A 25,345-nucleotide genomic window follows, 5' to 3' on the forward strand; every position below is an offset into this window, starting at 1 on the left:
AGAAAATTATGGCGTTATCACAAGCGTTTTATATTAATAATCGAATAAAATTAGGCGAGACCCTGGATAACAATAGCATGGCCATTATTTATTCAGGAAGAGAAATCGCCATGTCGGCGGATGCGAATTATCCGTTTTTTACCAATAATAATTTCTACTATCTTACCGGAATTACCGAACCGGAAGTGGTCCTAGTGATGATAAAAAACAGTCAGGGAATAATTACGGAAAAATTGTTTATCGAAGAGGCTGACCTGGAAAAAGAAAAATGGGTGGGTAAAAAAATAAATATGGCAGAGGCAATGCTGCTTTCCGGGATTAATGAAATACACTATAGCAAAAAGATGTCTAAAGAAATAGGGCCTCTGGAAATGCTCGAAACGGTTTATTTTGATTTTAAAGTTCCCCAACACCAAAGCTTTAAAACCGACGATGAAGCATTGAAAGTATTTTTAAGAAAAAGTGAACTGAAGGATCTGGATCCCATTTTTTCAAAAATGAGAATCATTAAAACTTCGGAAGAGGTTGGAATGATCAAAAAAGCCAGTACTATTACAAAAAAAGCTTTTGAGGAAGTAGCACTGGCTTTAAAACCAGGGTTGTATGAATACGAGTTGGCAGCTTATTTTGAATACTTAGTAAAAAAGGAAGGTGCCGATGGACTGGCCTTTGAAACCATTGCAGCCACCGGAGAAAATGCAACCATCTTGCATTATGTATCCAACCAGTCAAAAACGAAATCGGGAGAACTGATTCTCTTTGATCTGGGGGCACGATTCAACGGTTATTGTGGCGATATCAGTCGGACATTGGCGGTGGATGGGGTAATGTCACCAACTCAGGAAAAAGCCTTCAACATTGTGGCAGTGGTTCAAAAAGAATTAATAAAAGCCTATAAGCCCGGAGCAGTGATGAAAGAACTTCAGGAATTAACCAAAACACTGTTTTTAGAGAAATGTTCGGAGTCAGGATTTTTGCCAAAAGATAATGATATCAGTGAGTTTTACTACCATGGGATTGGTCATCCATTAGGTTTGGATACCCATGATCTCAGACCCGAGGGAGATTTGGTGCTGTTACCGGGAATGGTGATGACGGTGGAACCCGGACTTTATATGAAAGCGCTTGGGTTTGGCATTCGCATTGAAGATGATGTGGTTATCACATCCGCAGGCTGTGATGTTTTATAAAATCAACTTAAGAAAAATTAGAGCCCTTGACAAACCCAGTAGTCAAGTGTATGATAAAAAAAAGTAATTGAATATTTACCTATCCAGAGTGGTGGAGGGACAGGCCCGATGAAACCCGGCAACCAGCGAAAGCATGGTGCCAATACCTGCGAATTTTTTTCGCAATGATGGGATTTAATGTAGATCATTAACCTCGTCGATCGACGAGGTTTTCTTTATTATCAGGTAAATAGACATTACAGAGATTACAGAAGGAGAAAAAATTATGAAAAAATTATTTACGTCGGAATCAGTAACCGAAGGGCATCCTGATAAAATTTGTGATCAGATTTCCGATGCCATCCTGGATGCTATTTTCTATCAGGATCCAATGGCACGGGTTGCCTGTGAAACCATGGTAACAACGGGTCTGGTTCTTATTGGTGGAGAAATTACCACGAATTGTTATGTTGATATTCCCAGGCTGGTCCGGGAAACCATTCGCGAAATAGGTTATGATCGCGCAAAGTACGGCTTTGATTGTGATACCTGTGCAGTTCTTACCGCCATTGACGAACAATCCTCTGATATTGCAATGGGTGTTAATGAAGCGCTGGAGTCAAAAGAAGGTCAGTTAAAAGAAATTGAGTTGGCGACCGGGGCAGGTGACCAGGGAATGATGTTTGGGTATGCCTGCAACGAAACCCCAGAGTTTATGCCGCTTCCCATATCATTGGCTCACAAGCTGGCAAAACGCCTGACGGACATTCGGAAAGAGGGTTTAGTTGATTATTTGCGGCCTGATGGGAAAACCCAGGTGACGGTTGAGTACAATAACGATATACCCACACGGATTGACACCGTGGTTATTTCGACCCAACACAGTGCAGCTGTAACAATGGAAACCATTCGCAAGGATATGATCGAAAAGGTTATTGAGGCTGTGATTGATCCGAAATTATTGGATGAGAATACAAAATACTTCATAAATCCTACGGGTCGTTTTGTTATTGGCGGCCCTCAGGGTGATGCCGGTCTTACCGGACGAAAAATCATTGTGGATACTTACGGTGGGTACAGCCGTCACGGCGGCGGCGCTTTTTCCGGAAAAGATCCAACAAAGGTGGATCGTTCCGGTGCTTATGCTGCACGACATGTTGCTAAAAATATTGTGGCCGCAGGATTGGCGGATAAATGCGAGGTTGAACTTGCATATGCCATTGGGGTTGCGAAACCTGTTTCGATCTATGTAGAAACCTTTGGCACCGGGAAAATCGCTGAGGATAAAATTGTCGAACTTATTGAAAAGAACTTTGATCTACGTCCCGCCGCAATTATAAAAAACCTGGGACTCCGGGCACCTATTTATAAACAAACCGCTGCATACGGTCATTTTGGACGCACGGACATTGATCTTCCCTGGGAACATCTTGATATGGTTGAAACGTTAAAGAGTCAAATTTAATATAACCAGAACCATTAAGAAGCAGCTGTGGGAATTCACTGACTGCTTCTTAATTTTTTATATAAAATGTAAAGAAAAAGCAACATATTTTTGATATTTTTACAATAAAATTTTGATTTACCGGATTTATTATGCTATAATACAATTGTTACAAAAATAATGTAGTAATTCATCCTAAATTTTATAAATTAAGGGGATAATAGAGGAAAAATGAAAAAGCAGAATATAATTTCAGGAATCGTTGCAGGAACGTTGGTTTTTTCTTTGGCGATGGTACCAGTAAGCGCCACAACTCTCTCTGAGCAATTAGCACAAAGCAATGCCCGCCAGACAGAGGCTAAGTATCAGGTTGACATGACCCAGAATACCATCAATGGAATTGAAACAGAAATTACCAAAGTTAACGATGAGGTTAACAGAATCAGTGGAGTCATTGATTCGATTAATGTAGAGGTTTCAGCTTTAGAAGCAAAGATTGCAAAAACCCAGGAAGAATTGGGTATAGCAGAGGCAAAACGACTTGAGCAGGAAGGGGCAATGAGTGATCGTGTCCGGACCATGTATATGTATGGCAACGGCAGCATCATGGAATTCTTATTCTCATCCACTGATTTCTCAGACTTTGCTACAAAGCTTGATATGTCCCGATACATTATTGAAGCAGACAAGGATTCCTTGAAAGCTTTGGAAGAAACAAAAAAAGTTATTGATGAGAAAAAACAAAGCATTGAATCCGATCGCATAAAAACGGTTGCTAAAATAGCAGAGCAGGAAAAAGCATTAAGTGATCAGGAAGCGGTTAAAGCTCAAAAAGATCAGCTGCTTGCCCAGAATCAAACAGTTCTCACCGAATATAAAGCAATAGAAGATGCTGAAAGTCAAACCTCAGCAAACATTGAAGCGCAGCTGCAGGCGTATTATGCAGAGCAGGCCGCCGCCGCAGAACAGGCTGCCGCTCAGCAAGCTGCAGCAGAGCAACAAGCTGTCAATAATGATACAAGCGGTGGCAGCACGGACAACACTAATAACAATGGTACAGCAGACACCGGCGGCAGTGATAATACGCCGGCACCAGCAACTCCAAGTAATTCAAGCGGTTATACATGGCCTTGTTACGGTGAGATTACCAGTCCATTTGGATGGCGGATTCATCCCATTTGGGGTGATAGCCGATTCCACTCAGGCGTTGATATTGGTGCTTCTTCCGGAACACCGGTTGCGGCAACTGGGAATGGAACAGTCATCTCTGCTGGTTGGAACGGCGGTTACGGAAATTGTGTAATCATCGACCTTGGCAATGGTGTTTCAGCCCTTTACGGTCACTTAAGCAGTATTAACGTATCCAGCGGACAAACTGTGGGTTCAGGTCAAACAGTTGGTGCCGTCGGAAGTACCGGGGATTCCACCGGAGCACATTTGCATTTTGAAATGCGTCTTTACGGTTCGCCAGTCAGTCCATACAATTATTTTTAAATAAAGATATTAAAGAGAAAAAGCTATATTCGCTGAGAATATAGCTTTTTCTCTTTTTAATGAGTGTTTGAAATAAAGTTACATTTGTTACAAATATTTAATTTATTTAATGAAATTATTAATAAAGTATGTTAAAATAAATTCAGTAGGTTACAGAATGTTAGAATAGCTGAAGATAGGGCTTAATAAGGTCCATAAGAAGCTTAATACATCCAAAAAACTTAAATTAAAATTAAAATAATAGTGATGTATCAGTAAAATGTAAAAAAGATGTAACAAAAACCGATTGATTAGGATGTTATAATCGTTTTTACCAAAACTGGTATGAGTCTCAGGAGTGAAGGTAGAGTATGATAGAATTTAAAAATGTAACCAAAGGTTACGAAAAGAATGCGAGTGATGCACTCAAGGATGTCAGTTTATTCATTGACAAGGGCGAATTTGTTTTCCTTGTCGGTCGAAGCGGTGCCGGAAAGTCCACTTTTATTAAGCTTCTTTTAAGAGAAATTGAAGCCACAAAAGGATCAATTTATATTAACAATTATAATGTGGCGAATCTTTCAAAAAAAGAAATCCCATATTTGCGGCGTAAAATGGGGATTGTTTTTCAGGATTTCCGACTTTTAGAAAATAAAAGCGTTTACGAAAATGTAGCATATGCTATGGAAATCATCGGAAAACCAGAGAAACAGATTCAGAAACGGGTGCCATTGGCATTGGATATGGTCGGCCTTTCCCATCGAATTAATCATTATCCTCATGAACTTTCCGGTGGCGAACAGCAGCGGGTGGTTATTGCCCGGGCGATTATCAATAATCCAACAATTCTCATATGTGATGAACCTACCGGAAACCTTGACCCGGAAACTTCTTATGAAATCATTTGTATTTTAGAAGAAATTAATCGCCGAGGAACAACGGTGGTGGTGGTAACCCATGATCGTGAAATTGTGGATAAGATGAAAAAAAGAGTGATTACTCTTGAAGATGGCATGCTGACGGTTGATGATGCGACAGGGAGGTATGGTTATGAAGTTTAGTTCGCTAAAGACCATGCCTCGTAATGTTGTCCGGGATACACTAAAAAGTATTGAACGAAATAATCTTATGAGTGCAGCATCCGTACTATCGGTTATTGCCGCCCTCATAATTTTAGGAATCTTTTTAATTCTCACCATCAACGTTGCAGAAGTTACAAAGGATGTTGAATCCAAGCTGGAACTGAAAGTTTTCCTGCAGTCGGATTACACCGAAGAGCAAAAGACAACCATCGAAGATTCACTCAATGAAAGCGCATTGATTGAATCGGTGAGTTTTGAAAGCTCCCAGGAAGCTCTGGATAAATTTACGGTGAGCCTGGAAGATTATGCCCCATTATTAAGCGGTTATAATTCAGAGAATAACCCCATGCCGGCATCTTTTATAATAAGGGTGACCGATCCTGATGATCTTGAGGCGATTCAAACTCTGGCGATGACATTTAAGGATGAAGGCGTCGAATATGTCCGCTACGGACAAGAGTATGTAGAAGCGCTGGTGACGTTTAATAAATTTACAAATACCTTAAGCATAGTGGTGCTGATTGTACTGTCAGTAATTTCTATTTTTATTATTTATAATACGATCAAATTAACTGTTTTTGCCAGACGTAAAGAAATTGGAATTATGAAATATGTTGGTGCAACCAACGGTTATATTCGGGCACCATTTATTTTGGAAGGAACACTATTAGGTCTTATCGGTGCCGTGGTGGCATTTCTTATTATTCGAATTGCCTACTATTATATACTAGGCCTTGTTGGAGGGAATTTATTTCTACCAGTGGATGCTTCTTTGGCATCCCCAAGTGTTGTTATGGGACAGTTGGCATTTTTCTTCCTGTTGTATGGGGGATTTATTGGGGCTGTTGGCAGTGTCTTTGCAATACGTAAATTTTTAGACGTATAATAAAGAAAACTGCCAGGTGTTTAAAGAAATAAAGGGAGAAATTAAAAATGTTTAAAAGAAAAATGGTATTAACACTACTGACGGGGGTCATTGTTTTAAGTGTTGTGATCGCACCAGTTCAGGCGGCATCACTTTCAGAGCAGCTTGCACAAAGCAATGCAAAGCAGGCGGCGGCCCAATATCAAGTTGATATGACCCAAAATACCATCGCTGGAATTGAAACCGAAATTGGAAAAGCAAATGAAGAAATGAACCGTATTAATGGGGTTATTACTGCCATTAACAGTGAAATTGCCGTTCTGGAAGCAAACATTGCCAAGACCCAACAGGAATTGGATGTGGCGGAAGCAAAGCGTCTTGAACAGGAAGCAGCAATGAACGAGCGTGTTCGAACGATGTATATGTATGGGAATGGCAGCATGCTGGAATTCTTATTTACCTCAACAGATTTTTCGGACTTTGTAACAAAGGTCGATATGTCCCGATATATTATTGAATCGGATAAAGAATCCTTAACTGCTCTGGAAGAAACGAAAAAAGTCATCGATGAAAAAAAGCAGAGCATTGAATCGGATCGTTTAACAACGGTTAGTAAAAAAGCGGAGCAGGAAACAGCCTTGTCACAGCAGCAACAGGTTAAGGCACAGAAGGATGAACTCCTGGCCCAGAACCAGGCTATTGTTGCCCAATACCAGGCGGTTATTGATGCTGAAACAGCAGATTCAGCCAATATTAAATCCCAGATTCAGGCATTAATGGCCCAACAGAATGCAGCAAGTGCGGCAGCTTCAGGTGGATCAAGTACCGGAGGGAGCACCTCCTTTGTCCCCTCTGGAACGTATACATGGCCTTGTGGTGGTGAAATTACAAGTGAATTTGGACCACGGACAGATCCGTATACGGGATACCATGAAGGCGTAGATATTGGCGCATCCACGGGCACACCAGTTTCAGCCATGGGAAATGGACAGGTATTGTCTGCCGGCTGGAACGGCGGCTATGGTAACTGCGTTATCCTTGACTTGGGTAATGGTCTTCAGGTTTATTACGGCCACCTCAGCTCAATTGCAGTATCCGCTGGCCAAACTGTTAATCAGGGCGATACACTTGGCGGAGTTGGTTCGACAGGTAATTCTACTGGACCGCATTTGCATTTCGGTGTATACTCAGGCGGAGGCTTTGTTGATCCTTTTGGTTATTTTTAAGAGTTTGAGCGTATAATAAGAACCTAAAGAACAGGAGAAAAGAATCGTGATTCTTTTCTCCTGTTTTATTTTACAAAAATAATAAAATTTAAAATATTGGAGAACTATGGAAGATAATAATAAAAAACGAAAGATTATGCTTATAATTGTATTGCTTTTGGCGACGAATATCATTACCTTTATTTTCACCAATGCCGGGGGGCTGATTCTTGGAAACAAGGCAATTATTAGTGTCGACAGTCAGGATACGGTTGATGGAATCAATAAGCTAGTCCAATTGAAAGAGCAAATTGGAGTAGAGTATTATAAAGATGTGGACGACGAAACCTTAATGGAAGGTGCCATTAAAGGGATGTTTGAAAGTCTTGATGATCCTTACAGCATTTATTTTACCAACGAAGAGTTCAAGACTTATATGGAATCTGCCACCGGTGTCTATGAAGGTGTCGGTATTGTGGTGTCAGAGGATGAAAATGGATATACCATTGTTATAGCACCTCAAAAGGGAACACCTGCTGAAGAAGCTGGGATAAAAACCGGGGATAAAATTATTAAAGTCAATGGCGAGGACGTGAGTACCATTGGATCTGAAGAAGTGGTAATGCGGGTTCGTGGACCAGCCGATACCACAGTGGATGTTACCATTGCCAGAGGTGAGGAGACCATTGATCTTACGCTCACCCGCAAATCCATTGAAGTTCAAACTGTGGATTCCCGGGTCATTGGCAATACCGGGTACATCCAAATCACTGAATTCACGAATAATACAGCCACTGATTTTGCCACACAGCTTAATGAATTATTGGCTCAAAATATTTCCGGGCTGGTTGTTGATTTAAGAGGAAATCCCGGCGGAGGCGTTGCCGAAGCGGTTGCCATCGCGGACCGATTATTGGGGAAAACAACCGTTGTGTATACAGTGGATAAACAAGGCCAACGCACTGATTACAACTCGGATGACAATGAAAGCCTGGCACTGCCCATGGCCATTTTAGTGGACGGCGGTTCGGCCAGTTCCTCGGAAATATTAGCAGGAGCTCTCCAGGATACCGGAGCAGCAACTCTGGTGGGAGTAAAGACTTTTGGCAAAGGAATTGTTCAGGAAGTTGTGGGATTAAAAGATGGTGGCGGATTTAAGGTCACGAATTCAGAATATTTCACACCGAACGGGAACAATATCCATGAAAAAGGACTTGAGCCAAACGTTGTGATTGAAGCTACTGACTTTATGAAGAATAACTTTTTCACAGATGAAGAGGATGTTCAGCTTCAAAAGGCATTGGAAACAATAAACAGCATGAAATAACTAAATCGTCCTGGGGATAATCGTAAATCGTGGTCTGCTGCATGCTCGTATAGGATATCAACCGTACGCCATGATGCAGATCGCTGATGTTACGATAGTCTTTAGGACTTGCTTTTTTACTTTAGCTACAGTTTAAAGCCATCTCCAGGGAGCATGAATTTCTTGAAAGAGGTTGGTCCATACTTTGAAAATACCTTAATGGCGTGCTTTTTAGAATAGATTTTGGTGATTTCTTAAGTTGTTGTTTAGAAACGTTCTATTCTATTGTCAAAAGAAATAACCTGTGTTAAAATAATAGAACTGATGTTTAATCGTGTTATGGAGGTGCATGTTGGAAAAACAAATGATAAAACCATTTAAGGTCGTGTCTGAATATGAACCCAAGGGTGATCAGGGACAAGCCATAAAAAAAATAAGCCAGGGAATAGAGGCTGGATTGAAGTTTCAAACGCTTTTAGGGGTGACGGGCTCAGGCAAGACTTATACCATGGCCAAGGTCATCGAAGCGATTCAAAAACCAACCCTGGTCATTGCTCATAATAAAACCCTGGCAGCCCAGCTTACCAACGAATTTCGGAGTTTTTTTCCGGACAATGCGGTGGAGTATTTTGTGAGTTATTATGATTATTATCAACCTGAGGCCTATGTGCCCCATTCAGATTTATTTATTGAAAAAGATTCATCCATCAATGATGAAATTGATAAGCTACGTCATTCAGCTACGGCCTCGTTATTTGAACGCAGGGACGTGATTGTTGTGGCCAGCGTTTCCTGCATTTACGGTCTTGGCAGCCCCATTGATTATGAAAATCTGGTCCTTTCGCTGCGTCCGGGAATGGAAAAAGATCGGGATGAGATTATAAAAAAATTAGTGGATATTCAATATACCCGAAATGATATTGCCTTTGAGAGAAATAATTTTCGGGTGCGAGGGGATATTCTGGAAATATTTCCAGCATCATCCTCGGAAAAAGCGGTACGCTTAGAATTCTTTGGTGATGAAATCGAACGCATCACCGAAATCAATACGCTTACCGGAGAAATATATGGAGAACTGAACCATGTTTCTATATTCCCAGCATCGCATTATACCACCACCCCGGAAAACATTGAGCGGGCGATTAGTGGCATCCAAAAAGAATTGAGACTCCGCTATGATGAATACACCAAAAATAACCAGTTGGTGGAAGCTCAAAGGATTCTCCAAAGAACAAATTATGACATCGAAATGCTCAGGGAAATGGGTTATTGCAACGGCATCGAAAATTATACCCGCTATATAAATGGACTCCCTCCGGGATCTCCACCCTATACCCTCATTGATTACTTTCCCAAAGATTTTTTGATGATTGTGGATGAGTCTCATGTTTCCATCCCGCAAATTGGCGGCATGTTCGCAGGAGACAAGGCGCGAAAAAAAAATTTAGTGGATTATGGTTTTCGAATGCCCTCGGCTTATGATAACCGGCCCCTGAACTTCCAGGAATTTGAAGGAAAAATCAATCAGATTGTGTTTACAACGGCAACTCCCCGGGCCTATGAAAATGAACATAGTCAGCAGACGGTTGAACAGATTATCCGTCCTACCGGTCTCATTGACCCGGAAATTACCATTCGTCCCATTACTGGGCAAATTGATGATCTTTTAGGCGAAATTCACCGAACCATTGATCAGAAGAATAGGGTTTTAATCACTACTTTAACAAAAAAGATGGCTGAAGATCTCACTGACTATCTTAAGGAAAATGGTGTTAAGGTTAATTATTTGCATTCGGATGTGGATACCATTGAGCGGATGAAAATTCTCAGAGATTTACGTCTGGGAATTTATGATGTTTTAGTGGGAATAAACCTTCTCCGGGAAGGTCTTGACCTGCCTGAGGTAGGATTGGTTGCTATTCTGGACGCTGATAAAGAAGGCTTTCTGCGGTCTGAAACTTCTTTAATTCAAACCATCGGCCGGGCGGCACGTAACCTTGAAGGTCATGTTATTATGTACGCTGATAAGATTACTCCTTCAATGGATCGGGCTATTGGGGAAACCAACCGTCGTCGTGCCATCCAGACCGCCTACAACGTCGAACATGATATTACCCCCACATCCGTTAAAAAAGGAATCCGGGATATTATCGAGGCTACCAAGGTCGCCGATGGTCAGGAAGACTATGTTGTCGAAGATCAAACCATGGATTTCGAAGCCCGCATTATGTCACTGGAAGTTGAGATGCTGGCAGCAGCCCAGGCGCTTGAATTTGAGCGCGCCGCAAAAATTCGTGATGAGATTCTGCATATAAAAAAATTAGAATTTAAAATGTAAAGCCTAAGGAGAATAATGAAATACATCGATATTAAGGGTGCCAAAGAGCACAATTTAAAAAATATAAGTCTCAAAATACCACGGGAGCAGCTGGTGGTATTAACCGGACTCAGCGGGTCCGGTAAATCATCCCTGGCTTTTGACACCATCTATGCCGAAGGACAGCGCCGTTATGTGGAATCTCTTTCGTCATATGCCCGACAGTTTTTGGGCCAGACACAAAAACCCAACGTGGAAAGTATTGACGGGTTGTCCCCGGCGATTTCCATTGATCAGAAAACAACCAATCGCAATCCCAGATCTACCGTGGGAACCGTAACAGAAATCTATGATTATCTGCGTCTGCTTTATGCCCGGATTGGGATTCCCCATTGCCCAAAGTGCGGGAAGCTGGTGCAATCCCAAACAGTGGATCAGATCGTCGATGTGGTATTGGCACTTCCGGAAAAAACCAAGTTTCAGATTTTATCTCCGGTGGTGAGAAGCGAAAAAGGTCAACATAAAAAGACCATTGATTTTATCAAAAAAGAAGGTTTTGTCCGGATCGTTGTGGATGGTGAACCCATGGAAGTTACCGATGACATCGAACTCGATAAAAATAAAAAGCACACCATTGATGTTGTTGTCGATCGGTTAGTCGCAAAGGCAGGGATTGGAAAGCGATTGACCGATTCACTGGAAACTGCCCTGAAGATTTCAGGAGGAATGGTCATTACTGAAATCATCGGTGGAGAACGACAGCTGTTCAGCGAAAAGTTATCCTGTCCCGACTGTGGCATTGCCATGGATGTATTGGAACCCCGAACATTTTCCTTTAATAACCCTTATGGAATGTGCCAGGAATGCCATGGGCTGGGTTTTCATCGTGAGATTGACCCGGATCTGCTGATTCCTGATAAAAGCGTATCCATAACCGATGGTGCCATTAAATTCTTCGGATTAAAAAATGATTCCAAATATTATGTAAATCTGGTTCGGGCATTGGCCCAAGAGTATCGGTTTTCAATGAATGAGCCCCTTGAAAATGCCCCCCCGGAGTTTTTGAATGCACTTCTCTACGGTAGTGACAAGGTTCTGGAGATCGCTTATGAGGGTAAATTCTCGGGAACTTATTCCTCTACCTTTGAAGGTTTGATTAAGAACATGGAACGTCGTTACATCGAAACGGTGTCAGAACGGATGCGCAGCCTGATCGAGCGGTATATGTCCGAAATTCCATGTCCGAAATGCAAAGGCAAACGACTGAATCCAACAAGTCTGGCAGTGACTGTTCATGATAAGAATATCATTGAATTAACCGATCTGTCAGTGACTAACCTGACGGCTTTTTTTGCAGGATTAAAGCTTACACCCCGGGAAAAAACCATCGGTGAGGCTATTTTTATTGAAATTAATGCACGGCTTAATTTTTTACATAATGTGGGTCTGGATTATCTCACCCTGTCACGAAATTCCGGAACCTTGTCTGGCGGGGAATCTCAGCGTATTCGCCTGGCAACTCAAATTGGTTCAGGGTTAGTTGGGGTTTTATATGTTCTCGATGAACCCAGCATCGGTCTGCATCAACGAGACAATCAAAAACTGCTGGGAACCCTCCGACGACTCACTGATTTGGGGAATACTTTAATTGTGGTCGAACATGACCAGGAAACCATGGAAGAAGCGGATCATATTGTTGACATTGGCCCTGGTCCGGGAGTCCATGGTGGGGAATTGGTTGCCCAGGGCACCATGGCCGAAATTATGGCAGTTCCAGAATCCATTACCGGTCAGTATCTCAGCGGAAAAAAGAAAATCCTCATTCCGAAAACCCGGCGGGCAGGAAATAATGGTTTTTTAAAAGTTAAAGGTGCCAGAGAAAATAATTTAAAAAACATCAATGTGGATTTTCCCATTGGAAAATTTACCTGTGTTACAGGTGTTTCCGGTTCTGGAAAAAGCACCCTAGTAAATGAAATTTTATATAAGGGAATTTCCCAAAAACTTTATCATAGTTATAAAAAACCTGGTAAATACAAAAGCATCGAAGGGGTTGAGGCAATTGATAAGGTTATTGACATCGATCAATCACCCATTGGCAGAACCCCAAGGTCAAATCCTGCTACTTACACCGGCGTTTTTGATTTGATCCGGGATATTTTTGCAAAAACTCCGGAAGCAAAAACCCGGGGTTATCAAAAGGGCCGATTCAGTTTTAATGTGAAGGGCGGGCGTTGTGAAAAATGCAGCGGGGATGGCATTCTGAAAATTGAAATGCATTTTCTCCCGGATGTGTATGTTCCCTGTGAGGTTTGTGAAGGGAAACGTTATAACCGAGAAACATTGGAAGTAAAATATAAAGGGAAAAATGTTGCGGATGTTTTAGAAATGACGGTTGAAGAAGCACTGGAATTTTTTGAAAATATTCCTAAAATCAAGGATAAGCTTCAAACCCTGTATGATGTGGGTTTGAGTTATGTAAAACTTGGTCAGCCTTCTACTCAATTATCCGGTGGCGAGGCCCAGCGGATCAAGCTGGCAACGGAATTAAGCAAACGTAATACCGGAAAAACCCTGTATATTTTGGATGAACCCACCACCGGTCTTCACATGGCCGATGTAGATCGCCTGATCACCGTCCTTCAGCGTTTGGCTGATAGCGGAAGCACTGTGGTAGTTATTGAACATCAGTTGGATATGATTAAGGTGGCTGATTACGTTATTGATTTGGGTCCGGAAGGTGGTGAAGGCGGGGGCAGCATTGTCGCCGTTGGAACGCCGGAAGAAATTGCGGAAATCCCGGAATCCTATACCGGGCAGTATTTAAAAAAGATATTAGCATAACATAATAAATTAAAGAAACACAAAGAATTAAATGATTCTTTTGGGTTTCTTTTTTATTTTCAGAAAACCCAGATTGAAATGAATATTTTAAAAATCTAATTGACAATGATTTTCAATTAAAGTATAATAAGACTAACAAATAGAACAGAAAATGCATTGAGAAATAAAAATACAGAGATGTAGATTGAATAATAGAGAAAAGAAGGTGCGAGTAATGTTCACTTTAAAAGATTTAAGACCTGGTCAAAAAGCTTGCGTTGATTCAATTATGGTAGAAGGCATCATGCGACGTAAACTCATGGACATGGGTGTTACACCCGGAGTTGAAATTGAAGTTAACAAAACAGCACCCTTTGGAGATCCAATCGAAGTGAAACTCAGAGGATATGCCTTGAGTCTCAGAAAAAAAGATGCGCAGAATATTATTATGATTTAATAAGTTTCAAACTAAACCACCTTTGTAAGGTGGTTTAGTTCTCTAAAAAATAAAAGTTCAGTTAAAGACTCCGGGAATGAGGAAACGTATGAAATACACAGTAGCATTGGTGGGAAACCCTAACTCAGGAAAAACTACTTTATTTAATAGCTTGACTGGCAGCAATCTATATGTTGGAAACTGGCCAGGTGTGACCGTTGAAAAAAAAGAGGGCGATGTAAAAAACACAACGGAAAATATTACCCTGGTTGATCTTCCGGGAATTTATTCATTGGCACCTTACTCGATGGATGAAATTGTTTCTCGAAATTATTTATTGGATGATTCTCCGGATCTCATCGTTAATATTATTGATGCCTCGAATATCGAGCGAAATCTTTATCTCAGTACCCAGCTGATGGAGCTGGATTGTCCCATCATTGGGGTGCTTAATATGATGGACGTGGTCGAAAAAAAAGGAATTTCACTAGATACCGAGTCTTTGGAAAAATCCTTTGGATTTCCCTTTATAAAAATATCCGCCCAAAGGGAAACCGGCATTGATGAATTGATTCAAATGATTACAAAAAATGTCAAGAAAAAAGAAAAACGACAGATGCCGAGAATTTTTCCTTTGGAAATCACTACGGTTCTGCAGGAATTTGATGCGTTGATCCAAAAACAGCATCCGGATGTGTTGTCTAATTATCCAATGGCATTTCGAAGCGTCAAACTGATTGAAAAAGACGAAGAGGTCCTTGGAAAAATCTCTAAAAGTACTGACTTATTGGAAGATATCAACCGAACCCGAAAAAAAATTGAAACTATATCTGGGCATGATGTGGACAGCGCCATCGCTGATTATCGGTATCGTTTTATTACCAAAAGTGTAAAAAATGCTACAAAAATAGTTCGGGAAAACACCGATCATTTTCAGGAAAAACTGGATAAGGTTTTAATGAATCGTTTTGCCGCCCTGCCGATCTTTTTTCTGTTTATGTTTATTATTTACTATGTTTCCATTACCCTGGTTGGGGAATTAACCGTTGGTGGCATTACATGGTTCATCAATGATATTCTTATTGTTAATGTTACAAGCGTATTAGGAAACTTAGGCGCTGAGCAATGGCTTATTGCGATGATTACCGACGGTGTAATCACCGGTGTTGGGGCGGTTTTAACCTTCGTCCCTCAGTTGGTAGTGCTTTTTATTTTTATCTCAATATTGGAAGATAGCGGCTATATGGCAAGGGTTGCTTTTATGATGGACCGTGTCTTCAGGCGGTTTGGACTTTCCGGAAAATCCTTTATCCCTATGGTTGTGGGCCTGGGCTGCTCGGTTCCGGGAATTATGGCAACTCGGACCCTGGAAAATGAACGGGAGCGCAAACTCACGGCAGTGTTAACCCCCTTTATTTCATGTGGTGCAAAAATGCCGATTTACGTGCTGATGGCTTCGGTATTTTTTCAGACAAATCAGACATTGCTTGTTTTTTCACTCTATATAACCAGTCTTGTGGTGGTTTTCGTTTCGGGATTCATCCTCTCAAAAACATGGTTTAAGGGCGCGGATTCCGGATATCTTTTAGAGATTCCACCGTTACGTGTGCCAAAACTAAAAAATACCTTTACCCAGGTGTGGCAGCGGATCAAAGAGTTTCTGGTCCGGGCAGGTACCATTATTTTTGCAGCGTCAGTCGTTTTGTGGTTTTTGCAAAGTTATACATTGGGTTTACAGCCAGTTGAATCTGCGGATCAAAGTATGCTGGCTTCCTTTGGAATGATCATTGCCCCAATTTTTGTACCGCTTGGTTTTGGAAACTGGGTCGCTTCGGTGGCTTTACTCACAGGGATTGCCGCCAAAGAAATGATTATCAGTACCATGAGTGTATTGTTATCCGGTACGGAGGGTGGTTTTACCATGGCATTAAGCCAGGTCTTCACACCAGTATCGGCTTACAGCTTTGTCATATTCGTGCTTTTGGCATCCCCCTGTATGGCTGCCATTGCCACAATGAAGAAAGAATTGGGAAACTGGAAGGATTTTATCTTTGCCCTGGCATATCAGCTTGGATTGGCTTATTTTGTAGCCCTGATTATCTATCAGGTGGGAAGCCGGATCTTTGGATAACCAAGCCTGAGCAAGTTATAATGGAAAGAAGGAATATGGATGATTACATGGATATTGGCAGGACTGATTATCGGTGCCGCCGCCTATATTATTTATAAAAAGATTAAGAAAATAAAATCAGGAGATTTTTCCTGTGAAGGTTGCAAGGGCAGCGGCAGTTGCTCCGGCTGTAGCAACGAGTGTAAAACCCAAGCGGAGCCCCCCAAAGAGCTTAAATAGGCAATCAAAGAAGCAACCAGCAAAATGCTGGCTGCTTCTTTGATTGTAGACACATAATAAAAGGAAGTTCTGGGGACAATGGTAACATTTTAGTTGTTGGCATCATGGCGATCAGTCCTTAGCCTGTCCGATCATGCAGCAGGTAACGATTTACCATTGTCCCCGGGACGGGTTTGTTTACAGTCTCAAGTGGTGGTAAAATAGTAACGTAAGTCCTGGGGACAATCGTAACATCAGTTGTCGGCATCATGGCGAACAGGCATCGCCTGTCCGATCATGCAGCCGACAACGATTTACCATTGTCCCCAGGACGGTTTTGATTCAATTTGTTGGTAAATAGGCAATAAAAAAAGCCCGGATAAAAATCCGGGCTTTTTTAAATACTTATGGAACTATGCAATAAAAACGTTAGTAGCTTGTAAGCCACGGTCAGTTTTTTCTGTGTCAAAAGTAACACGTTGTCCTTCTACAAGGTTTTTACGACCATCAGCGATAATTGCTGAGAAATGTACAAATACATCTTCGCCGCCATCAATTGAAATAAAACCAAAACCTTTTTCTTCGTTAAACCATTTAACTGTACCATTATTCATTTTGGTACCTCCTGTTTTCTAAAATTAATCTTGATGCAAAAACAAAAACACATATTTTTGTAAATCATTTAAACCGCAAATGACTTACAAAAATATGTGAAATCAATAAATACACTTTAATCTACTTCCAATATTACAGCAAAATGTGTTGTTTGTCAAATGTTTTAATAAAAAAGAAATTTTCATTAAGAAACATAACTTAAAAAGCATGAGTTTCTTTAAAGTGAAATTGCTTTGAAAAAATGACTCCCAGATTTCTACGGGAGCCATCACAAGTACAATGAAGAGAATCAAAGATGTAATCAAGATTTATATGATACAATATTTATTAAAGTCAATGGATTCATACTTGCGTTTTAAAAGTTCCTTTGCTTCAATGATCACTTCTTTTTCTGAAATAGGAAGTCGGATCTCTCGGATCTCGATGATTTTAAAAGGATTATTTTTTATGGTTTTCGTGAGGGTATAGCCGCCATAAATTTTTGGAACAATTTTAACTTCAAAATTGCCGATGGTAATAATGGTGTTTGGGCCGTCAATTGTTGTTTTTTCAAACATGTTAACACTTCCTTTCTTTATGAATAGTTAGTAATGGACAGTGGCCAGAATAAAGGTGACAAAAGGCGACCGGGTGGCGTGGAAGCAAGGCTTCTTTTCACGTCAATCTTCGTAAACACTTCTTTGGTCCAACCCAATTGCTTGGATATTGGTGGGGGCACAAGGAAACAATTGGTGTAGTACAATTCGTTTACATATCATCGAGTCTGAGGTGATGACGGGTCCACAGCGATCAAATATTGTTTAAATAAAAATTATATTTGTATTATACCAAAAGGAACAAAGGAATAAACATAAAGTTTCAAAAAAAATATAATCTTAAGGGTTCGAGTAATTGTTCTATGGAGAAAAAACATGTATGATAAAAATAAATTAAGAGATTTGCCCCAAAGTCCTGGGGTTTATTTGATGAAAAATCTTCAGGGCGTCATCATTTACGTCGGTAAAGCCATTAATCTGCGTAATCGGGTACGTCAATACTTTCATTCCGCGTCAAACCTTACCCCAAAGACTGTGGTTTTAGTTTCGCATATTGAGACAATCGAAACCATTGTTACAGATTCTGAGATGGAAGCCCTTATTCTTGAATGCCTCCTCATAAAAAATCATCGTCCCCAGTATAATATTCTTTTAAAAGATGATAAAAACTACCCATGGATAAAAGTAACATTAAATGAAGAATACCCTCGGATTATGATGACCCGTGAACATAAAAAGGATAAAAGTAAATATTTTGGTCCTTTTACCAGTGGTTTCGCTGTGAAAAATACCATTGAAGCTATTTTGAAAATATACCCACTAAGAACCTGTAATCGGCATGTGTCTTATGGGAAAAAAATAGGACGTCCTTGCTTGAATTATCATATTGGTCAATGTCAGGCACCCTGTCAGGGAAATGTTTCGACAGAAAAATATGCCAAGGAAATTGATGAGGTTTTGGATGTTCTCAATGGCCGGCATTCGGATTTAATTAAAAAACTCCGGGAAAAAATGCAACTAGCGGCCGTAAGTCAGGATTATGAGGAAGCCGCTAAACTCAGAGATCAAATTTCAGGGATTGAACACATTGTTGAAAAACAAAAAATTATTTCAACCTCAGAGCAGGATCAGGATTTTATTGCATTGGCTCAGGAAGGCGATCTTGGTTGCGTTCAGGTTTTTCATGTTCGGGAAGGCAAACTCTTGGGTCGGGACCATTTTTTCATGGAAGGAATTACCGAAGTCGAAATTCCGGAAATTATGGAAAATTTTGTTAAACAGTATTATGCGAGTTGCGGATATATTCCCAGTGAAATCCTTTTAGAAGAGACCATGACGGATGCAGAAACCATCAGTCGATGGCTCAGTCAAATAGGTGGTAAAAAAGTTGAGATTCTTACGCCCCAGCGCGGGCATAAATTTAAAATGCTGGAAATGGTTGGAGAAAATGCCGATCTTGCTTTAAAACAACGGCTTCTGGAAAGACGCCAAAAGGAAGAACAATCTAAAAGTCGACTCCATGTGCTGGGCGACCTATTAGCTTTGGATACAATACCCCGACGGATTGAGGCCTTCGATATTTCAAATATCAGCGGCACAAACAATGTCGGCGGCATGGTTGTTTTTACCGATGGAAAAGTAAATCGAAAAGCCTGCCGGCGTTTTAAAATTAAAAGTGTTGAAGGACAAAACGATTATGCAAGTATGCAGGAAATGGTTTTTAGGCGACTTGAGCGAGCTATGAAAAGCGATGAAAAAAATACTTTTTTGCCTTTGCCTGAAGTGATTATGGTGGATGGCGGCAGTGGCCATGTGTCAGCCATTGAAAGCATTGTTTCCCTTTATCCGGTAAATATCGCCGTTTGCGGATTGGTGAAAGATGATCGTCATCGACTCCGGGGGCTTTATTTCAAAGGGGAAGAATACCCTTTGAAAAAAGCCACACCCTTAGGAATATTTTTATATGAAATATCAGAAGAAGTCCATCGTTACACATTAGGCTATCATCAAATCCTCCGGAAAAAAGAAATGCTCGCATCCAGCCTGGAAGATATTCCCGGGGTTGGGAAAAAACGTCGGGAAGTGTTGATGAAACATTTTGGACGGCTTGAGAATATAAAAGATGCAAAAATAGAAGATCTTATGAAGCTGCCGGGGATGAGTGATAAAACGGCCAGGGCAATTTATGATCATTTTAATTAAGAATCACTGAAAAAACTTTTAAAAATCAAAACTTTGAGGTAGAATAATTTGAGCAAACTAATTAGTAATAAATCGATGAAAAGAGATAGCGGAAAAATGAATGGTAAGGTGAAGCTTGACGATTTTTGTAAGGACCTTAAACTGGAAAAAATATACTCTGATTCTGAAGAAATAGACTTAACCGATAGCGGAATTAACCGTCCCGGGATTCAATTGCATGGTTATTATAAACATTTTGATGCCAATCGCATCCAAGTTATTGGAAAGGTTGAAATTGCATACCTGTTGGATTTAGATCCTGAAGTAAGAAAACAAAAGATTGATGATTTTTTTGCCTGTGAATTTCCTTGTTTTATTGTGTGTTGGAATCTAGATGAGGTTGATCTCTTTCTGGATGCGGCAAAAAAACATGGACGCATTCTATTGAAAAGCAGTGAACATACTACCTCGCTCTTTTATCACCTGGTTGATTATATCGATCGGATTTCTGCACCTATGGTCAGTCTTCACGGGGTATTAGTTGAGGTGTTTGGGGTTGGGGTACTGATTACCGGTCCAAGTGGAATAGGCAAAAGCGAAACAGCTCTTGAAATTGTGAAGCGTGGGCATTGCCTTATTGCCGACGATGTGGTGGAAGTCACCCGAATAAGAGACAGTCACCTGATGGGAACTGCACCGTTGTTACTTCAGCATTTTATGGAAATAAGAGGTATCGGAATTATAGATGTGAAAACTCTTTATGGTGCCAGGGGTGTAAAACAAGTCGTTGAAATAGACATGGTCATTCGTCTGGAAAATTGGGATGAACGGTCTCCCTATGATCGCCTGGGTCTCGATGAAAAAAAATTGGATATTTTAGGAATTGAGATACCTGAGGTAATGATTCCCGTGTCGGGTGGGCGTAACCTTGCCTGTATCATTGAAACGGCAGCCATCAACAACCGCACCAAACAGTACGGTTATCATTCCGCCCAGGTATTTTGTGACAGAGTCGCCCATCAAAATGAACTTGAAGTGGAAAAAAGAAAGAAAAAATAGAAGAAAATAGAGGAGAACAATGCGAAATTACGTTTTAGATGGACACACCCACACACTGAATTGCGGCCATGCCTACAGCACCCTTTCAGAATTAATTAACGAGGCTGCCAAAAGAAATATGGAAATGATTTGTCTTACCGAACACGGTCCGGCGCTTCCGGGAGCACCGAGCCCACTGTTTTTTGCAAATTACCGAATTATCCCCGGCAAGGTAAATAATATTAAGATTTTAAAGGGAATTGAAAGTAATATTATGGACATAGATGGTAACACCGATATTCCCATGAATTATCTGGAATCCCTGGAGATTATCTCAGCCTCATTGCACACACCAACTTTTAAACCGAAAACAAAAAATGAAAACACCAGTGCAGTGTTAGGCGCCATAGCCAATCCTCACGTGGATTTTATCTGTCATCTTGGAAATCCTCAGTATGAACTTGATTACGAAGTCATTTTGCAGGATGCAAAAAAACATAACACTCTCATTGAAATTAATAATGGATCGTTCTTTATCAGACGGGGATCAAAGCCAAACTGCGAATGGATTGCCAATCGTTGTAAAGAATTGGATATGCCCATTATCATCGGAAGCGACACTCATTTTGCAACAGATATCGGCTATTTTCCTTATGTGGATAAGGTTCTTACCGCAGTTGATTTTCCAGATGCGCTCATTATTAATTTAGAGACAAAGCGTTTAACAGACTATCTTGAGGCGAAAGGTCGAACCCTTTTTAAAGATCCGAGACAATACGCAGAAGATTTATTTTCACAAAAAGATTAATCTGTGGTAAAATGGTCGGAAACGACTATGGTTAACTGCCAAACCAAGTTAAGAAGGGAACCTAAGCATGAACATTAAGATCATTACCGATTCTGCATGTGATATTTTAGAAGATGATCGAGATGCATATGATATTGAAATAATGCCCGTTTATGTCACCGGAGATACAAAAAATTATCGGGATGGGATTGACATTACTTCTGAACTTGTTTATAAAAATATGCGTAGCGGGGTACGATATAAAACCTCCCAAATTCCTTATGGAGATTTTTTTAAACGTTTTGAAGCATTAATCCTTGAGAAGCAACCATTTATTTACCTTTCTTTTTCAAGTGGTTTATCGGGAACATACCAGGCCGCAACCCTGGCGGCAAGGGATCTAAAAGAAACATATCCTGAAGCTGTCTTTGAGGTAGTTGATACAAAGGCCGTGTGCTACGGTTTGGGCCATATTGTTTATGCGGTTGCCAAGGCTGCAAAAAATGGTGGAACAATGGACGAACTGATTAAACAGAGCAGCTATTATATTAAACATGTGAAGCATGTTTTCACGGTAACCGATCTCCAGTACCTGTACCGGGGAGGTCGATTAAATAAGGGAACTGCCATCATTGGCAATATGCTGCATATAAATCCATTACTTGTGGTTGATGAAGCGGGAGAACTTAAGCAGATTGATAAAATCCGCGGAGAAAAGAAGCTTATCAAAAAGATGGTGGATTATCTAGAGGTTTATGGGAATCAGATGAATGCTCAAACCATTGGGATCAGTCATGCAGACAATCCCGATTTGGCAGCAAGTTTTGTTAAACTGGCTGGTAAGCGCTTTAATACTGATAATTTTAAAATTGTCCAGCTTGGTGCAACCGTTGGAACCCATACCGGTCCTGGTACGCTGGCAGTGTTTTTCTTCGATGAATGGAAAGAATGGCCTCGGATCTAAAAAAGGTCAGTGCAACAGAAAAATAAAAAAAATAAGGAGTAACATGTTAGATAAGTTAGATTTTTTAGCAGGAAAATATGCTGAATTAAATGAAAAAATAAGTGATCCAAAAATAATCGGGGATCAAAATCAGTGGAAAAAGCTGATGAAAGAGCAATCTCATATGCAACCCATCATTGAAAAATACAATGAGTATACAGCAGCACTCACGGGTATTGACGAGACAAAGGAAATGCTTGCGGATAAACAATTGGAAAGTGATTTCAAAGAAATGGCAGAAGCCGAACTTCACGAGCTCACTGAACAAAAAATTGCTCTTGAAGAGGAACTGCGAGTTCTTTTATTACCAAAGGATCCCAATGATGATAAAAATGTTATCGTCGAAGTTCGGGCCGGAGCCGGCGGCAGTGAAGCAGCTCTTTTTGCCGGGGATCTTTTCAGAATGTTTACCCGGTATGCCGAGCGTCAGGGTTGGAAAACCGAAATTATGAGTTCCAGTATCCCTGATATCGGTGGCATTAAGGAGATCATTTTCTTAATCGAAGGAACCGGTGCTTACAGTCGCCTGAAATATGAAAGTGGTGTTCATCGGGTTCAACGGATTCCAAGTACTGAATCCGGAGGGCGGATTCATACCTCAACCGCCACAGTCGCGGTGCTTCCGGAAGCCGAAGATGTTGAAGTGGATATCAGTGCCAATGATTTAAGAATCGATGTTTATCGTTCATCCGGTAACGGTGGACAAAGTGTTAATACCACAGACTCCGCAGTTCGAATTACCCATCTACCCACCGGAATGGTGGCAACCTGTCAGGATGAAAAATCCCAGTTAAAAAACAAGGATAAAGCTTTGAAAATATTAAAGGCTAGAATTCTTGAAATAGAAACCCAAAAACAACAAAGCGAAATTGCTGAAAATCGAAAAAGTCAGGTTGGAACAGGCGATCGTAGTGAACGGATACGAACCTATAATTTCCCACAAGGACGTATTTCAGATCATCGTATTGGCGTAACAGTCTACCAGCTTGAAGCTTTTTTAGATGGGGATATCGATGAGATGGTTAATGCATTGATTACCAGTGATCAGGCTGAAAAGTTAAAACAACAATCCTAAGAGTCAACAACCTTGAATTATGGCGCAAACAAATTCTTTTAGAATTTGAAGCCGCCTAATTTGAGGTTTTTTATTGGAAAAACTCGCTGTAATCATAAAAACAGAGTCTCGATATTATAAGAATCAATGGAATTACGGCATTGTTTGATGCTATAATAATCCAATATCCAAAGGAGGAATAATGAAGATATTAAAATTTTTGCTAACCGCAACACTAATAGTCGGCATTCTTGTTTTGGCTGCTTATGTTTATCCCCGATACATTGAACCGAACCTTTTGAAGGTTAATAGGGTGAAGCTTGAAAGCGATAAACCTGAAACACTGATTAAAATCGTCTTTTTTGGTGACACCCATTTTGGGGAATTCTATGACACCAGTCAGCTGGACCGAATCGTTGAAAAAGTAAACGCGGAAAATCCGGATATTGTTATTTTTACAGGAGACCTTATTGGAGCCTCAGGGGAATTTATCAGCAATCCTGATTGTATTTCACTGGGTCTGGCAGAAATCCATGCAACATATGGTAAATATGGGGTTTTTGGAAATCATGAATATGCTTTGTATCAAGAATATGATTATGAAGAAACCATGAAGGCCGGAGGATTTGAGGTTTTGGTAAATGATTGGGTAGATATTCCTGAAATAAATGTGAGGATTCTGGGTATTGATGATTATTATCAGGGATCACCTGATAAGGATTTAGGGTCTGAAGCCCGAATGGATGCTTTTAATATTCTCATAACGCATGAACCGGACTTTGTGGATCAAATGAATATTGATGGTGTACAATTGATTTTAGCGGGGCACACCCATGGAGGACAAATTTCGATTCCTTTTTTAACGGAAAAGATTCTTCCTTTTGGCGGAGAAAAATATATTAAGGGACTTTTTGAAATTGGAATGGATGGGAAAACAGATCTTTTTGTTACCAAGGGTATCGGAACGACTAAATTACCTTTTCGTTTTATGAATATTCCCGAGATTGTATCAATAGAGATTGGTAATTAAAGGTTCCCAGGAAGAAAAATGAGTAATTTTAGGAATATGAAGCTGGTTATTGCTAAGAAAAGGAAAAGAACTTACTGTAAATATTCCCTACATCATTGACAATCAATGCTTTTATAAGTAAAATTAGAACGAGTCTAAATTAACTGGAAAACGGATATTTCATTCTTGAAGGTCCGTAAGGAGGAGTAACAATGAAAAAAGTAGTGGTAGTTGATCAAGCGGCATGTGTAGCATGTTTAGGGTGTGAATTGGCATGTGCAAATGCATTTTATAAAGAGTTGAATCCAGAATTGTCTTGTATTCGCATAACTGAAGAAGATGATAGTTTTAAAACCCTTGTATGTATCCAATGTGGTAAATGTGCAGAAGCTTGTGAAGTCGGCGCAATTACACAAAACAAAAAAGGCGTCTATATGATTAGTAAAAAATTATGTGTGAACTGTGGCAAATGTATTGAAGCATGTCCATTTGGCGTTCTTGTGAAGTCCGAAGATAAAGATGTACCTTCAAAATGTATTGCATGTGGAATTTGTGTTGAAGCATGTCCACAAAATGTATTGGCAATAGTAGAAGCATAAAGAATACTTGATAAAAAAAGGTTCCCTAGGGAACCTTTTTTTTGTTGTAAAGCCAGATTAATCATTCAGTGGTG

At 40.4% G+C, this 25,345-nt stretch carries 21 protein-coding genes and 1 riboswitch; of the genes, 19 read left to right on the forward strand and 2 right to left on the reverse strand.

Translation table 11 applies throughout. The features are described 5' to 3' along the window. Window positions 1-8: 8 nt before the first annotated feature. The 12 genes from AKG39_RS04015 (at window position 9) to AKG39_RS04070 (ending at window position 16,470) form a co-directional block, all read left to right on the forward strand. Window positions 9-1,190, forward strand: a complete 1,182-nt coding sequence (locus AKG39_RS04015; protein ID WP_050739073.1) for an aminopeptidase P N-terminal domain-containing protein — start codon at window positions 9-11, stop codon at window positions 1,188-1,190. A 76-nt stretch (window positions 1,191-1,266) separates the two neighbouring features. Then, window positions 1,267-1,364: riboswitch (SAM riboswitch) on the forward strand. 91 nt (window positions 1,365-1,455) lie between these two features. Beyond that, window positions 1,456-2,634 carry a methionine adenosyltransferase gene (metK, locus tag AKG39_RS04020; RefSeq protein WP_479714960.1) on the forward strand — a complete coding sequence of 393 codons (1,179 nt, stop codon included), beginning with the start codon at window positions 1,456-1,458 and terminating at the stop codon, window positions 2,632-2,634. 210 nt (window positions 2,635-2,844) lie between these two features. Next, window positions 2,845-4,107, forward strand: a complete 1,263-nt coding sequence (locus tag AKG39_RS04025; RefSeq protein ID WP_050739075.1) for a murein hydrolase activator EnvC family protein — start codon at window positions 2,845-2,847, stop codon at window positions 4,105-4,107. Between the two features lie 350 nt (window positions 4,108-4,457). Then, a complete protein-coding gene (gene ftsE / locus AKG39_RS04030; RefSeq protein ID WP_050739076.1) occupies window positions 4,458-5,147 on the forward strand; it encodes a cell division ATP-binding protein FtsE in 690 nt (229 codons plus the stop codon). Beyond that, the gene (gene ftsX / locus AKG39_RS04035) at window positions 5,137-6,054 is read left to right on the forward strand and encodes a permease-like cell division protein FtsX (protein WP_050739077.1); all 918 of its coding nucleotides are present in this window, start codon (window positions 5,137-5,139) and stop codon (window positions 6,052-6,054) included. Before ftsE ends, ftsX begins: the two co-directional genes overlap by 11 nt. A gap of 47 nt (window positions 6,055-6,101) precedes the next feature. Beyond that, a complete protein-coding gene (locus AKG39_RS04040) occupies window positions 6,102-7,259 on the forward strand; it encodes a murein hydrolase activator EnvC family protein (protein ID WP_050739078.1) in 1,158 nt (385 codons plus the stop codon). A 106-nt stretch (window positions 7,260-7,365) separates the two neighbouring features. Further along, window positions 7,366-8,565 (forward strand): S41 family peptidase, encoded by a 1,200-nt coding sequence (locus AKG39_RS04045; protein ID WP_050739079.1) that lies wholly within the window; start codon window positions 7,366-7,368, stop codon window positions 8,563-8,565. Between the two features lie 343 nt (window positions 8,566-8,908). After that, complete coding sequence (uvrB, locus tag AKG39_RS04050) at window positions 8,909-10,882, forward strand: excinuclease ABC subunit UvrB (RefSeq protein ID WP_050739195.1); 1,974 nt, start codon at window positions 8,909-8,911, stop codon at window positions 10,880-10,882. 15 nt (window positions 10,883-10,897) lie between these two features. Beyond that, entirely contained in the window at window positions 10,898-13,705 is a 2,808-nt protein-coding gene (gene uvrA, locus AKG39_RS04055; RefSeq protein WP_050739080.1) for an excinuclease ABC subunit UvrA, read from the forward strand. A gap of 214 nt (window positions 13,706-13,919) precedes the next feature. Next, a complete protein-coding gene (locus AKG39_RS04060) occupies window positions 13,920-14,141 on the forward strand; it encodes a FeoA family protein (protein WP_050739081.1) in 222 nt (73 codons plus the stop codon). Window positions 14,142-14,229: 88 nt separating this feature from the next. Then, a complete protein-coding gene (gene feoB, locus AKG39_RS04065; RefSeq protein WP_050739082.1) occupies window positions 14,230-16,251 on the forward strand; it encodes a ferrous iron transport protein B in 2,022 nt (673 codons plus the stop codon). Window positions 16,252-16,290: 39 nt separating this feature from the next. Next, on the forward strand, window positions 16,291-16,470 hold the full coding sequence (locus tag AKG39_RS04070; protein ID WP_050739083.1) for a FeoB-associated Cys-rich membrane protein: 180 nt from the start codon (window positions 16,291-16,293) through the stop codon (window positions 16,468-16,470). A 392-nt stretch (window positions 16,471-16,862) separates the two neighbouring features. Here AKG39_RS04070 and AKG39_RS04075 read toward each other — a convergent pair whose 3' ends face one another. Then, the gene (locus AKG39_RS04075) at window positions 16,863-17,063 is read right to left on the reverse strand and encodes a cold-shock protein (protein ID WP_050739084.1); all 201 of its coding nucleotides are present in this window, start codon (window positions 17,061-17,063) and stop codon (window positions 16,863-16,865) included. A 309-nt stretch (window positions 17,064-17,372) separates the two neighbouring features. Continuing rightward, window positions 17,373-17,621: a hypothetical protein gene (locus tag AKG39_RS04080; protein WP_050739085.1), complete on the reverse strand. Its 249-nt coding sequence runs from the start codon at window positions 17,619-17,621 to the stop codon at window positions 17,373-17,375. Window positions 17,622-17,975: 354 nt separating this feature from the next. Here AKG39_RS04080 and uvrC point away from each other — a divergent pair, with 354 nt between their 5' ends. The 7 genes from uvrC to AKG39_RS04115 all read left to right on the forward strand — a co-directional run bounded on the left by uvrC (window position 17,976) and on the right by AKG39_RS04115 (window position 25,271). Further along, the gene (gene uvrC / locus AKG39_RS04085) at window positions 17,976-19,802 is read left to right on the forward strand and encodes an excinuclease ABC subunit UvrC (protein WP_050739086.1); all 1,827 of its coding nucleotides are present in this window, start codon (window positions 17,976-17,978) and stop codon (window positions 19,800-19,802) included. A 75-nt stretch (window positions 19,803-19,877) separates the two neighbouring features. Then, window positions 19,878-20,840 (forward strand): HPr(Ser) kinase/phosphatase, encoded by a 963-nt coding sequence (gene hprK / locus AKG39_RS04090; protein WP_242852550.1) that lies wholly within the window; start codon window positions 19,878-19,880, stop codon window positions 20,838-20,840. A gap of 19 nt (window positions 20,841-20,859) precedes the next feature. Next, window positions 20,860-21,627 carry a phosphatase gene (locus AKG39_RS04095; RefSeq protein ID WP_050739088.1) on the forward strand — a complete coding sequence of 256 codons (768 nt, stop codon included), beginning with the start codon at window positions 20,860-20,862 and terminating at the stop codon, window positions 21,625-21,627. 67 nt (window positions 21,628-21,694) lie between these two features. Continuing rightward, entirely contained in the window at window positions 21,695-22,570 is an 876-nt protein-coding gene (locus tag AKG39_RS04100; RefSeq protein ID WP_050739089.1) for a DegV family protein, read from the forward strand. A 43-nt stretch (window positions 22,571-22,613) separates the two neighbouring features. Continuing rightward, a complete protein-coding gene (gene prfA / locus AKG39_RS04105; RefSeq protein ID WP_050739090.1) occupies window positions 22,614-23,684 on the forward strand; it encodes a peptide chain release factor 1 in 1,071 nt (356 codons plus the stop codon). 181 nt (window positions 23,685-23,865) lie between these two features. After that, on the forward strand, window positions 23,866-24,693 hold the full coding sequence (locus AKG39_RS04110) for a metallophosphoesterase (RefSeq protein WP_050739091.1): 828 nt from the start codon (window positions 23,866-23,868) through the stop codon (window positions 24,691-24,693). 191 nt (window positions 24,694-24,884) lie between these two features. Continuing rightward, a complete protein-coding gene (locus AKG39_RS04115) occupies window positions 24,885-25,271 on the forward strand; it encodes a 4Fe-4S binding protein (RefSeq protein WP_050739092.1) in 387 nt (128 codons plus the stop codon). Window positions 25,272-25,345: the final 74 nt, after the last annotated feature.

The organism is Acetobacterium bakii (assembly GCF_001263355.1).
Lineage (GTDB): Bacteria > Bacillota > Clostridia > Eubacteriales > Eubacteriaceae > Acetobacterium > Acetobacterium bakii.